The 12,063-nt window shown below is 62.0% G+C and carries 10 protein-coding genes and 1 pseudogene; 6 read left to right on the forward strand and 5 right to left on the reverse strand.

What is annotated here, in order from left to right:
• Window positions 1-28 precede the first annotated feature (28 nt).
• From ACP7AD_RS04425 to lspA, 3 genes are all read left to right on the forward strand, one after another.
• Window positions 29-1,039, forward strand: coding sequence for a bifunctional riboflavin kinase/FAD synthetase (locus tag ACP7AD_RS04425; RefSeq protein ID WP_426145868.1), 1,011 nt, complete (start codon window positions 29-31; stop codon window positions 1,037-1,039).
• 119 nt (window positions 1,040-1,158) lie between these two features.
• A complete protein-coding gene (gene ileS, locus ACP7AD_RS04430; protein ID WP_426145870.1) occupies window positions 1,159-3,990 on the forward strand; it encodes an isoleucine--tRNA ligase in 2,832 nt (943 codons plus the stop codon).
• Complete coding sequence (gene lspA, locus ACP7AD_RS04435) at window positions 3,990-4,529, forward strand: signal peptidase II (RefSeq protein ID WP_426145871.1); 540 nt, start codon at window positions 3,990-3,992, stop codon at window positions 4,527-4,529. Before ileS ends, lspA begins: the two co-directional genes overlap by 1 nt.
• 260 nt (window positions 4,530-4,789) lie before the next feature.
• Here lspA and ACP7AD_RS04440 read toward each other — a convergent pair whose 3' ends face one another.
• Both ACP7AD_RS04440 and ACP7AD_RS04445 read right to left on the reverse strand, forming a co-directional pair.
• Window positions 4,790-5,188 (reverse strand): RNA recognition motif domain-containing protein, encoded by a 399-nt coding sequence (locus ACP7AD_RS04440; RefSeq protein WP_426145873.1) that lies wholly within the window; start codon window positions 5,186-5,188, stop codon window positions 4,790-4,792.
• Between the two features lie 378 nt (window positions 5,189-5,566).
• Window positions 5,567-6,562 carry a quinone oxidoreductase family protein gene (locus ACP7AD_RS04445; protein ID WP_426145875.1) on the reverse strand — a complete coding sequence of 332 codons (996 nt, stop codon included), beginning with the start codon at window positions 6,560-6,562 and terminating at the stop codon, window positions 5,567-5,569.
• Window positions 6,563-6,671: 109 nt separating this feature from the next.
• Between ACP7AD_RS04445 and ACP7AD_RS04450 the strand changes: the two genes are divergently transcribed.
• The 3 genes and pseudogenes from ACP7AD_RS04450 (at window position 6,672) to ACP7AD_RS04460 (ending at window position 9,704) form a co-directional block, all read left to right on the forward strand.
• Window positions 6,672-7,571, forward strand: coding sequence for a DMT family transporter (locus ACP7AD_RS04450; protein WP_426145877.1), 900 nt, complete (start codon window positions 6,672-6,674; stop codon window positions 7,569-7,571).
• Between the two features lie 222 nt (window positions 7,572-7,793).
• Window positions 7,794-8,285 (forward strand): annotated as a pseudogene (locus ACP7AD_RS04455) (DUF262 domain-containing protein); the annotation flags it as partial.
• Window positions 8,286-8,918: 633 nt separating this feature from the next.
• Window positions 8,919-9,704 (forward strand): GmrSD restriction endonuclease domain-containing protein, encoded by a 786-nt coding sequence (locus ACP7AD_RS04460; RefSeq protein ID WP_426146089.1) that lies wholly within the window; start codon window positions 8,919-8,921, stop codon window positions 9,702-9,704.
• A 27-nt stretch (window positions 9,705-9,731) separates the two neighbouring features.
• On the opposite strand, the gene ACP7AD_RS04465 is transcribed toward ACP7AD_RS04460, so the two are convergent.
• The 3 genes from ACP7AD_RS04465 to ACP7AD_RS04475 all read right to left on the reverse strand — a co-directional run bounded on the left by ACP7AD_RS04465 (window position 9,732) and on the right by ACP7AD_RS04475 (window position 11,942).
• Entirely contained in the window at window positions 9,732-10,109 is a 378-nt protein-coding gene (locus tag ACP7AD_RS04465; RefSeq protein WP_426166008.1) for a hypothetical protein, read from the reverse strand.
• Between the two features lie 17 nt (window positions 10,110-10,126).
• The gene (locus tag ACP7AD_RS04470) at window positions 10,127-10,921 is read right to left on the reverse strand and encodes an SDR family oxidoreductase (protein ID WP_426145881.1); all 795 of its coding nucleotides are present in this window, start codon (window positions 10,919-10,921) and stop codon (window positions 10,127-10,129) included.
• A 79-nt stretch (window positions 10,922-11,000) separates the two neighbouring features.
• The gene (locus tag ACP7AD_RS04475) at window positions 11,001-11,942 is read right to left on the reverse strand and encodes a DMT family transporter (protein ID WP_426145883.1); all 942 of its coding nucleotides are present in this window, start codon (window positions 11,940-11,942) and stop codon (window positions 11,001-11,003) included.
• Window positions 11,943-12,063: the final 121 nt, after the last annotated feature.

The raw sequence follows: 12,063 nt of genomic DNA on the forward strand, positions 1-12,063 counted from the left end.
TGGCGCCATAAAAACGATAATCAGTTGCATGAAAATTTTCCGCGGCCACCACCACCCTCAGCTGGCGCCCGAATGCGCCCTGACCATTGGCAATTTTGACGGCGTGCACCGGGGCCACCAGGCAATGCTGGCCCTACTCAAAAACGAGGCCCGGCACCGGGGCGTTCCGAGTTGTGCCGTCACCTTCGAGCCGCATCCGCGCGACTATTTCGCGGCTTTTGCCCGAAAGCCTGAACTGGCGCCTACACGCATTGCCACGCTGCGCGACAAGTTAAGCGAGCTGGAGCGATGTGGCATCGACCAGTGCGTGATCCTGCCTTTCAATGCCCGGCTGGCTTCGCAGCCGCCAGAGGTTTTCATCCGGGAAGTCCTCCTTGAGGGCCTGGGCGCACGCTATGTGCTGGTGGGCGACGACTTCCGCTTTGGCCTGAAGCGCGCTGGCGACTACGCCATGCTCGACGCAGCCGGCGACCGGCTGGGTTTTGATGTGGCGCGCATGAACAGCTACGAAGTGAGCAAGATGCGCGTGTCCAGTTCGGCCGTTCGCGATGCGTTGGCGCAGGGCGACATGGCGCGGGTTAGCAGCCTGCTGGGTCGGCCCTACAGCATTTCGGGCCATGTGGTGCACGGGCGCAAGCTGGGGCGCGACCTGGGGTTTCGCACGCTCAACCTGCGCTTTTCTCACTGGAAACCGGCAGCCAGCGGCATTTTTGCAGTGCTGGTGCACGGCCTGGACGACGAGCCCTTGCAAGGCGTGGCCAACCTGGGCATCCGGCCTTCGATTGACCCGGACGATGTGAACGGCGGCCGCGTGCTGCTGGAAACGCATTGCCTCGACTGGCCCGTCCGCCTCGGCGCGGAAGGTGCTTACAGTAAAATCATCCGCGTGGAACTGCTACATAAACTGCACGACGAATTGAAATACGACAGTCTTGACAGCCTGATAACAGGCATTGCCCGGGACTGCATTGACGCGCGTGCGTTTTTCGCTTCGATGCATCTTGAGACGACCCGCCAGACCACGCGCGACCGAATTTAGACGATCTCGTTGCTTGTGCCTTCGCCCTGCGCCAATCGTGCGAACGGCTTCCTTTTACGCTCTAGTCCAGCGGCTTCACCCTTCGGGCAGCCTTTCCCAAAGCGCCATCAAAGTACCTCATGCTCGACACAAAAACCGATTACCGCAGCACCTTGAACCTGCCCGACACGCCTTTTCCGATGCGTGGCGACCTGCCAAAGCGCGAGGCCGGCTGGACCCAGGAATGGGAAGAACAAGGCATTTACAAGAAGCTGCGCGCCGCCCGCTGCGGAGCGGAAAAGTTCGTGCTGCACGACGGCCCGCCCTATGCCAACGGCCAGATCCACATCGGCCACGCGGTGAACAAGATTTTGAAGGACATGATCGTCAAGGCGCGCCAGCTCAAGGGGCTGGACGCAGTGTATGTGCCGGGCTGGGACTGCCATGGCCTGCCGATCGAGAACGCGATTGAAAAGTTATACGGCCGCAGCCTGCCGCGCGACGAGGTGCAAGCCAAGAGCCGCGCCTTCGCCACCGAGCAGATCGCCGGCCAGATGGCCGACTTCAAGCGCCTGGGCGTGCTCGGCGAATGGGACAACCCGTACCGCACGATGGATTTTGCCAACGAAGCGAATGAGATCCGCGCCTTGAAACGCATCATCGAGCGAGGCTTTGTCTACCGCGGCCTGAAACCGGTGTACTGGTGTTTCGACTGCGGCTCGTCACTGGCCGAGTTTGAGATTGAATACGCCGACAAGAAATCGCAGACGCTCGATGTCGGCTTCAAGTGCGCCGAGCCCGAAAAGCTCGCCGCCGCCTTCGGCCTTGAAACGCTGACGAAAGACGCTTTCGCCGTCATCTGGACCACCACCGCCTGGACCATTCCGGCCAACCAGGCGCTGAACCTGAACCCGGAGCTGGACTACGCGCTGGTCGATACCGAGCGCGGCATCCTGCTGCTGGCCGCCGTGCTGGTCGAGAAATGCCTGACGCGCTATGCGTTGACAGGCACCGTGCTGGCGACCACGCAAGGCAAGAACCTGGCGCTGCTCAATTTCATGCACCCGTTTTACGACGTTGATCCGGGCTACCGGCGTTTCAGCCCGGTGTTCCTGGCCGACTACGCCACCGCCGACGACGGCACCGGCATCGTGCATTCCTCGCCCGCCTACGGGGTGGAAGACTTCAACTCCTGCGTGGCCAACGGCATTGCCACGGACGACATCCTGAACCCGGTGCAGGGCAACGGCCGCTATGTGGATGAGCTGCCGCTGTTCGGTGGCCTGAACATCTGGAAGGCGGCGCCGCTGGTGATTGAGAAGCTGCAAGAGCACGGCCGGTTGTTTGCCACCGAAACTATCACCCACAGCTACCCGCATTGCTGGCGCCACAAGACCCCCGTGATCTACCGCGCCGCCGCCCAGTGGTTCATCCGCATGGACGCCGAAACCGCCGGCACGCAAGGCGTTTTTCCGAAAGACAAGGCCGGAAAAACCCTGCGCCAGCTGGCTCTGGCCGCCATCGACGAAACCCGCTTCTACCCCGAAAACGGCAAGCTGCGCCTGCAGAGCATGATTGCCGGCCGGCCCGACTGGTGCATCAGCCGCCAGCGCAACTGGGGCGTGCCGCTGCCCTTCTTCATCCACACCGCCACCGGCGAGCTGCATCCACGCACCATGGAAATCATGGACCAGGCGGCCCGCATGGTAGAGGCCGGCGGCATCGAGGCCTGGAGCAAGGCCAGCGCCGAGTCCATCATCGGGCTGGATGCGCCCGACTACCTCAAGAGCACTGACATCCTCGACGTCTGGTTCGACTCGGGAACGACGCACGACCATGTGCTGAAGCGCAGCCATGCAGAACAATCGACCTGGCCGGCGGACCTGTACCTCGAAGGCCACGACCAGCACCGGGGCTGGTTCCATTCATCGCTGCTCACCGCCTGCGCCATGTACGACCATGCGCCCTACAAGGGCCTGCTGACGCACGGCTTCACCGTGGACGGCAAGGGCCGCAAGATGAGCAAGAGCGAAGGCAATGTCGTCGCGCCGCAGGCCGTCAGCGGCAAGCTGGGCGCCGAGATCATCCGCCTGTGGTGCGCCTCGACCGATTACTCGGGCGACCTGGCGATTGACGACAAGATCCTGGCGCGCGTGGTCGATGCCTACCGGCGCATCCGCAACACGCTGCGCTTCCTGATGGCCAATGTCAGCGACTTTGACCCGGACACGGATGCCGTGCCGTTCGGCGACATGCTGGAGATCGACCGCTATGCGCTGAGCCGTGCGGCGCAACTGCAGGCCGACATCCTGGCGCACTACGAGGTGTATGAATTCCACCCAGTGGTGTCCAAGCTGCAGATCTACTGCAGCGAAGACCTCGGTTCGTTCTACCTTGACATCCTGAAAGACCGGCTCTACACCACCGGCCCCAAGTCGCTGGCCCGGCGCAGCGCGCAGACCGCGCTGCACGCCATCACCCACGCGATGCTGCGCTGGATGGCGCCATTCCTGAGCTTCACGGCCGAAGAGGCGTGGAAGATTTTTGGCGCGTCGGAATCGATCTTCATCGAAACCTACTCCGACCTCGGCACACCCGACGAAGCGCTACTGGCCAAGTGGTCGCGCATTCGCATGGTGCGCGACGCGGTCAACAAAGACATTGAAGCCTTGCGCGCCGATGGCAAGGTCGGCTCATCCTTGCAGGCCAACGTGGCGCTGCAGGTCAACGCCGACGACCATGCGCTGCTCGCCAGTCTGGGCGGTGACCTGAAGTTTGTCTTCATCACATCCGCTATAGATTTAATAGCTGGTGGCGAACTACAGGCAAGCGTGAGCGCCAGTATTGATCAAAAATGCGAGCGCTGCTGGCATTACCGGGACGACGTCGGCATCGACCCGGATCATCCAACGATCTGCGGCCGCTGCACCAGCAATCTGTTCGGGCTGGGCGAAGACAGGAAGTTCGCATAATGGCCACCCGCACAGCGCCCAAAACCAGCAATGGCATGAAGACGAGCTTCAAGAAAACATCGGCAACAAGCGCCATGCTGCCCTGGCTCGGGCTCGCGCTGATCCTGCTGATGGCCGACCAGTTCACCAAAGTGCTGATCCTGGGTTACTACAAGCTTGGCGATGCCACTTACGTCACCAGCTTCTTCAACGTCGTCCGGGTGCACAACACCGGAGCGGCCTTTTCCTTCCTGGCCAATGAATCGGGCTGGCAGCGCTGGTTTTTTACCGGCATCGGCGTGGCGGCGGCGGTATTCATCATCTGGATGCTCAAATCGCATGCCGGGCAAAAGCTGTTTTCGTTTGCCATGGCCTGCATCCTGGGCGGCGCCATCGGCAATGTGGTGGACCGAACGCTGCACGGCTATGTGGTGGACTTCCTGGATTTCCACTACGGCAACTGGCATTTTCCGGCGTTCAACATTGCCGACAGCGCCATCACCATCGGCGCCGTCTGCCTGATCCTCGATGAGCTGGCCCGGGTGCGCCGGGCCAAATAAAGTCGCTGTTCAGATCAACATCTTGCCGCGCAGCGCGGCCGGATGAGTGGGCAGCTGAAGCGACTTTCCGGTGTTCGCCAGCTGGTCGCCGCCTCCCCAAAGGATCGTGGCGCTTTAGTCGATGAAATTGCCGGCGTACAGGTTTCCAAAGAAAAAAGGCTTCGAAACCAAAGTTTCGAAGCCTTTTATGCTTTGCTCAGCGCGGGGCTGAGACAGCTGGTGTGCAACGGCACCTCTGCCGTTGACCGGGTTTGCAGGGCTTAGTAGCCGCCGCGACCGCCACCACCGCCGCCGTAGCCGCCACCGCCGGAACGATCGCCGCCGCCGTAGCCGCCGCCACCACCGGAACGATCACCGCCGCCGTAGCCGCCACCGCCGCCGCCGAAGCCGCCGGTGCGTGGAGGACGTGCCTCCATCGGACGGGCTTCATTCACAGTGATGCTGCGGCCGCCAAGTGACTGGCCGTTCATGCCGGCGATTGCAGCTTGCGCTTCGGCATCGCTGCCCATTTCGACGAAACCGAAACCTTTTGAGCGGCCGGTGTCGCGTTCCATCATGACTTTGGCGCTGGTGATAGAACCAAATTCGCCGAAAGACTGTTGCAGATCTTCGTCACGGACCGTGTATGGCAGATTGCCGACGTAAAGTTTGTTGCCCATGGGGACTCCTTAAAAACACATAAAAACAAAGCGATGGGGTCCCGAAAGCACAACTCACCCGAAAAGTACCGCCGTAGCGCGCGAAACGAACCGATCACCTGATTTGTGCAGGTAGGTTTCCTACCCGCAGCCATACATTATGCTTCACAAAAGCCAAAGCAGTGTAAACAAAAGACTCTTTCCTGCATGCACGCTGCCCGGTGTGTCGCCAGCCGTTCGCAAAGAGATCTGCGGCAAACCCATGGCGTCGGTCAAAAGATGACGTTTCGCCCCCTACTGCCACCATGGACGCACGCTTCGCAAGCAGGCGCTGCAGGCGTTACTGATGCAGCTTCCCGCACCCGCGCCGAACCATCTGCCTGTCGGCTCTGGAAACGCCTACAGCGTCAAGATGGTGCAGCCGGTGGTCTTGCGGGCTTCCAGCGCGCGGTGCGCCTCGGCCACGTCGGCCAGGGCAAAGCGCTGGTCGATGCGAATTTTCACTTTTCCGCTGCTGACCATTTCAAACAAGTCGTCGGCCATTTCCTGCGTGCTTTCGCGTGTGGTGATGTGGCTGAACAGCGTCTGGCGCGTCACATACAGCGAGCCCTTGGGGCCTAGGATGCCGGGCGAAAACGGCGCGACCGGGCCGGAGGCATTGCCAAAGCTGGCCATCAGGCCGAAGGGCCGCAGGCAGTCGAGCGAACGCTCAAAGGTGTCCTTGCCGACCGAGTCATAGACCACCTTGACGCCCTGGCCGCCGGTGATTTCATTGACGCGGGCGACGAAGTCTTCGGTGTTGTAATTGATGACGAAGGCCGCGCCATGTTCCTTCGCCAGCGCGCATTTCTCATCCGATCCAGCCGTGCCGATCAGCTGCAGCCCCATGGCCTTGGCCCACTGGCAGGCAATCAGGCCGACGCCGCCGGCGGCGGCATGAAACAGCACGAAGTCGCCTTCCTTGAGCCCGCCCTGCGGCTGGGTACGGCGCAGCAGGTATTGCACGGTCAGGCCCTTGAGCATCATCGCCGCGCCGGTCTCAAAGGAAATCGCGTCGGGCAGCTTGCAGACGCATTTGGCCGGCATGACGCGCACTTCGCAGTAACTGCCCGGCGGCTGGCTGGCATAGGCAGCGCGGTCGCCGCTCTGCAAATGCGTCACGCCCGCGCCGACGGCTTCGACAATGCCCGACGCTTCCATGCCGAGTTGGAGCGGCATCGGCAGCGGGTACAGACCGCTGCGCTGGTACACGTCGATGAAGTTCAGGCCGATGGCCTTGTGGCGGATGCGGATCTCGCCGGGGCCGGGCTCGCCCACCTGGGCCTGTACCAGCTTGAGTTCTTCGGGGCCGCCGTGCTGGTCGATGCGAACGGCTTGGGAGGTCATGACGGTCATCAGGTATTTCCTTGGGTTGGTCGTTGAGTCAAGGGCAAGCGCCGGGCCGTCATGGTGCCACGAATCGCAGCCCGCCGTTGGCGTTAGGCGGCTTGGTACAGTCACGCCCATGATTCAACGCCTGACCCCCGCCACCGCCCTGCTGCTGACGCTGCCGCCCCTGCTGTGGGCCGGCAATGCGGTGGTGGGCCGCGTGGTGCATGAGCTGATTCCGCCGATGACGCTGAACTTCCTGCGCTGGGTGCTGGCCTTTGCCATCTTGCTGCCACTGGCCTGGCGGGTGCTGCGCCCGGGCAGCGGCATGTGGGCGCACTGGAAGCGCCTGTCGATGCTCGGCCTGCTGGGCATCGGCTGCTACAACGCGCTGCAATACCTGGCGCTGCAGACCTCGACGCCGCTCAATGTGACGCTGGTGGCGTCGAGCATCCCGGTGTGGATGCTGCTGGTGGGCGCTGTCTGCTTCGGCAGGCCGGTGTCGCGCCGGCAGGTCGCCGGGGCGCTGCTGTCGATCGCCGGCGTGCTGGTGGTGCTGTCGCGCGGCCAGTGGGCGCTGCTGCTGCAAGTGCGGCTGGTGCCGGGCGACCTGTATGTGCTGCTGGCCACGCTGGCCTGGGCGTTTTACAGCTGGCTGCTGTCGCAGCCCAAGGAGCCGCCTGAACTTCGCGGCAACTGGGCCGCCTTTTTGATCGCGCAGATTTTCTTTGGCCTGGGCTGGTCGGGTTTGTTTGCGGCAGGTGAATGGGCGCTGGTGGATGTGCACATTGCGTGGGGCTGGCCGCTGGTGGCGGCGCTGCTGTATATCGCCGTAGGGCCGGCGGTCATCGCCTACCGTTGCTGGGGCTTGGGCATGCAGCGGGTCGGCCCGGCCGTTGCCGGTTTTTTCACCAACCTCACGCCGCTGTTCGCCGCGCTGCTGTCAGCCGCCTTTCTGGGCGAGCTGCCGCATCTCTATCACGGGCTGGCCTTCCTGCTGATCGTCGGCGGAATCGTGGTGTCGGCGCGGCGCTGATGCGCAGCGAAAGCCCAGCTACGCGGAAAATCCATGCCGCAGTTCTCCTGCGCCTGATGAAGTTATATCGGTTTGGCCATTCAGCATTTGATACAACAACAAGAAAGATGCATCGTGGGATTTGAGAACGCACAACTCGCAACAATTGCCGATATCCATCGCACTTATCACCTTCAAATACCCGAGTACCAGCGTGGCTATGCATAGGGAAAAGATCAATGGGAAGACCTCTGGGATGACCTGAACAACGTGGCGAGCCGCCCCAGCGGCGACCACTACGCTGGCACCTTGATGTTCAGGCCGCTGGGTGCGTCGCCCCATCATCGGGAGAGCGTAGAGGTGGTGGACGGCCAGCAGCGGCTGACCACCATTTCCTTGCTGCTGCGGTCACTTACACACACAGGCTTGGCCATCGAGTTCCAGAACAACGAGCCGCTGCAAACCTACTTTGATTACTTCACAGCGTCCAGGCCAGACCTGGCGCCGCGCCTGGGGCAGTTTGTGTCTTTCTACGGCAAGAACATTGAAAACGCCGCCGGTTTTTTTGCCGAAAAAGTTGCCGTGCTGGACGACACCGCGCGCAAGCAGCTGGCCGATGCGCTGCTGGGCAGGTTCAAGCTTTTCATCCTGACGATCAAGCCCGGCTTTGATGTCCATGTGGCGTTTGAAACCATCAACAACCGGGGCAAGCCGCTGACGATCCTGGAGAAGCTGAAGAATCGGCTCATCTATCTGAGCAGCATTGCCCCAGACCAGCAGGCCGGCCACCTTGCGGCAGCCGAAATTCACCGGAGCTGGAAAGGCATTTACCACTGGCTGGGCAAGGGGCCTTCACTGCTTGACGATGACAATTTCCTGCGTGCGCATTCGATGGGTTGGTTCCGTCATGAGAACAATGCTGAATGGCTGAGCACCGAACTGTTTGACGAGGTTTTTTCATCCTCTGCCACTTGCGCAAACCCCGCGTACATCGCCACGTATGTCAGGAGCCTTGAAACGGCCGCCGCCTGGTGGTTTCACCTCAACCACCCAAGCCGGCTTCCTCCAGAAGTGCAGCGCCAGCTTCAGTCTTTTAAACGTACGGCGTTTGCCTCTGTACGCCCCCTGCTGCTGTGGTCGCTGATTCGGCTGGGGTCGCTCGATGTGCGCCTGGTATCGGAACCCGCCCAGCGCAGCGACTGGTGCGCGCCTTTTATATCGCTGCTTCAGCAGGCCGAGCGGTTTGCGGTGCTGGTGCTGACGGCCAACGACCGACGCTCCAATATTGGCCAGAATGACCTGAACCGGTCTGCGCACTGCCTCGCCAATCCGGGAAAACGTCCATATCCCAAAAACACTATCAATACCATGCATCCATCGGATGCTATAGGGGCTGTCGAGTTTTCCCGTGACCATCTCAAGTCACTGGTTGACAACTGGCGGATAGGAGATGCTTTGAAAAGCTACGCAGACGACCGGTTTGAGTGGAGTGGCTACTTTTCACCTAGCAAGGTTTGCAATGCCGCCGCAGACCGACTCCGGTCGGGAAACGGGTTTTACAGCTGGAGCTTTGGAAAACTCATCATTCATGAGTGGGAACAGCAACTGCGCGGCGACAAGGGCCTGCCCGATAAAAAGCCCTGGGACAAATTCTCCTGGGATCAGTCGGTGGAGCACATCTATCCACAAAACCCGGCGGCTATTGACTGGAGCGAGGCCATCACCTTTGACGGGCGAACTTCCACCGCTTTGAAAAATTCAGTCGTCAACTCTCTGGGCAATCTGCTTTTGCTGTCCGGCTCGCGCAACTCTTCGCTGTCAAACCGGCCTTACCGTGGCGGCGCAGAACCCGACAAGGCCAAGTCCCTCCGCTACCAGGCGGGCAGTTATTCTGAATGGCAGGTGGCGCATGTCTGCACCGACTGGAACGTCGCAGCCATTGCCGCGCGCGGCATCGCCATGATGCGATTTGCCGAAAAGCGCTGGGGCTTTCAACTGGTCAGCCCGGAAGATAAGCTGACGGCTTGGTTGCCCATTCTTTTCGGGGATCAGGCCGACAGCATCAAGGAAGGAAAAGCCAGCGGCGGCCACGCCGTGGATGGCCGAACCTTGAGAAGGCTTGTCGAGCGGTTTGAAACCGAACGCCCCCGCTGATACCTGGCAAGCAGCATGCTTTCTCCCTCAAGCCGCCTTATCCAGTGCGAACTGCTGCCTGAAGAATGAACAAAACTCATCCGTTCCGCTGACCAGCAGCGTCAAGGTGTGGCGCGGCGCTCCCGGCAAGCCCGGCTGCACGACCAGCCGGCGTGCGGCCGCGTCGTAAGCCAGCTGCTCGGGCACGGCATATTCGCGCAGGCCGTGCAGTTCGTAGTCCCACTCGCCGCCCTCGCCCACCGCGCCGCGCTGGCCGGGAAAATCCCGATGCGCCCAGTCCAGCACCGCCACAATTTCGGCGTGGACCGCCGCTACCCGCTCCGGCCAGACCGATGCCACGGCCTCGAACACACCCGTGCCCTCGGTGTCTTCGCTGTAGTCAAAGCTCAGGTAATTCAGCTGCATGGCGGCATCGCCATTCATCAAAACGTCCCCGGATACGCCCCGCCGTCGGCCAGCACGTTCTGGCCGGTCATATAGGCGGCATGCACGCTGCACAAAAAGGCGCAGATGGCGCCGAACTCCTCTAGCGTTCCGTAGCGTCCGGCGGGGATTTGCGCCTGCTGGGCGCGGCGGATGTCCTCAACGGATTTGCCTGATTTTTCAGCGGTGGCGCGCACCGTGGTGGCGATGCGGTCGGTGTCGAACTTGCCGGGCAGCAGGTTGTTCAGGGTCACGCCGCGCGCCGCCAGCCCGGTTCGCGCCACGCCGGCGACAAAACCGGTCAGGCCGCTGCGCGCGCCGTTGGACAGTCCCAGGATGTCGATCGGCGCCTTCACCGAGCTCGACGTGATGTTGACGATTCGGCCAAAGCCGCGCGCCGCCATGCCATCGACCGTTGCCTTGATCAGTTCGATGGGCGTGAGCATGTTGGCGTCCACCGCCCTGATCCAGGCGTCGCGGTCCCAGTCGCGAAAGTCACCGGGCGGCGGGCCGCCGGCATTGGTGACGACGATGTCGAATTCCCGGCGCACCGCGAACACGGCGGCCCGGCCTTCGGCGGTGGTGATGTCTGCGGCAAAAAATTGCACGTTTGCGCTTGCTGGTCGGGCATTGTCAGCTATCAATTTATTCGACGCTGCTTCAAGCGCCTCAGCGCCGCGCGCAACGATCAGCACATGCACGCCTTCGCGCACCAGCGCCTGGGCGCAGCCAAAACCCAGGCCCTTGCTGGCGCCGCAGACCAGCGCATGTTTGCCGGAAATACCTAGATCCATTGCGATTCCTTGTTGTCTTGATGGGGCGGAAAAATACCCATGATACGAAGTCTGGCCCGCCGGCGTTCACATGAAAAAGCTAGCGCGCCGCCCGTGTGAACACGAAGATTCCGGCAATCACCAGCACCGTGCCGGCCGCCACCCAGGCGGTGAACGGCTCGCCCAGGATCAGCACGCCCATCAGGATGGTGGACAGCGGGCCGATCATGCCGGTCTGCGCGGCCAGGCTGGCGCCGAGACGCTCAATCGCCATCATCACCATCAGCACTGGCACGGCGGTGCACAGCGTGGCGTTCAGCACCGACAGCCAGATCACCTCGGGCGCCACGACGGCGGCGCTCAGCGGGCGCAGCACGACGAACTGCAGCAGGCAGCACAGGCAGGCCACGCTGGTCGCCAGCCCGACCAGCCGGATCGAGCCCAGGCGCCTGACCATCTCACCGCTGTAGACCAAATAGAGCGCGTAGCTGATCGCGCTGCCAAACACCAGCAGCGCGCCCCAGGCGGCTTCGCTTCCCTGCAGCGTGATCTCGTGGCCGAACACCAGCGCCACGCCGGCATAGCTGAGCGCCATGCCGATGAGGTGCGGCGGCGCAATGCGCCGCTGGTAGAACACCAGGCCCAGCAGCAGCACCAGCGTCGGGTTGAGGTACAAAATCAGCCGCTCCAGCGAGGCACTGATAAAGGCCAGTCCGGCAAAGTCCAAAAAGCTCGCCAGGTAGTAGCCGGTCACGCCAAGCCACACGATGCCCAGCCAGTCCTTGCGGGACAGCGGCGGCTTGCCCCGGCTGGCCCACCAGGCCATGAGGGCGAAGATCGGCAGCGCAAACAACATGCGGTACATGATCAGCGTGACCGCATCGACGCCGTGGCGGTAAGCGAGCTTGACGATGATCGCCTTGCCGCTGAAGGCAATCGCGCCAAAACCTGCCAGCAGCAATCCGGTCGCTATGCTTTTAGGAGCTGCTTGCGCTTTTGGTGTATGCGCAGAAGGCGTATTTGGTTCAGAAATATTGTTCAAGGTGTGTATTGCTTGCCGTGGCCGGGCCGCCGGGAAATCGCGCGTGTCGCATGGCCTCAAGTTTGGCACGGGCCGGGCGGCAGACGGCATCCGGCATTTGGGCGGCACTCGACTTGTATTG

The sequence above is a fragment of the Polaromonas sp. DSP2-3-2b2 genome (assembly GCF_049895905.1).
GTDB lineage: Bacteria > Pseudomonadota > Gammaproteobacteria > Burkholderiales > Burkholderiaceae_C > Polaromonas.

Bases quoted from the DNA above. Each gene is read 5' to 3' on its own strand.
- ACP7AD_RS04425 (WP_426145868.1), top strand. From the start codon at position 29: ATGAAAATTTTCCGCGGCCACCACCACCCTCAGCTGGCGCCCGAATGC.
- ileS (WP_426145870.1), top strand. From the start codon at position 1,159: ATGCTCGACACAAAAACCGATTACCGCAGCACCTTGAACCTGCCCGAC.
- lspA (WP_426145871.1), top strand. From the start codon at position 3,990: ATGGCCACCCGCACAGCGCCCAAAACCAGCAATGGCATGAAGACGAGC.
- ACP7AD_RS04440 (WP_426145873.1), bottom strand. From the start codon at position 5,188: ATGGGCAACAAACTTTACGTCGGCAATCTGCCATACACGGTCCGTGAC.
- ACP7AD_RS04445 (WP_426145875.1), bottom strand. From the start codon at position 6,562: ATGACCGTCATGACCTCCCAAGCCGTTCGCATCGACCAGCACGGCGGC.
- ACP7AD_RS04450 (WP_426145877.1), top strand. From the start codon at position 6,672: ATGATTCAACGCCTGACCCCCGCCACCGCCCTGCTGCTGACGCTGCCG.
- ACP7AD_RS04460 (WP_426146089.1), top strand. From the start codon at position 8,919: ATGCATCCATCGGATGCTATAGGGGCTGTCGAGTTTTCCCGTGACCAT.
- ACP7AD_RS04465 (WP_426166008.1), bottom strand. From the start codon at position 10,109: ATGCAGCTGAATTACCTGAGCTTTGACTACAGCGAAGACACCGAGGGC.
- ACP7AD_RS04470 (WP_426145881.1), bottom strand. From the start codon at position 10,921: ATGGATCTAGGTATTTCCGGCAAACATGCGCTGGTCTGCGGCGCCAGC.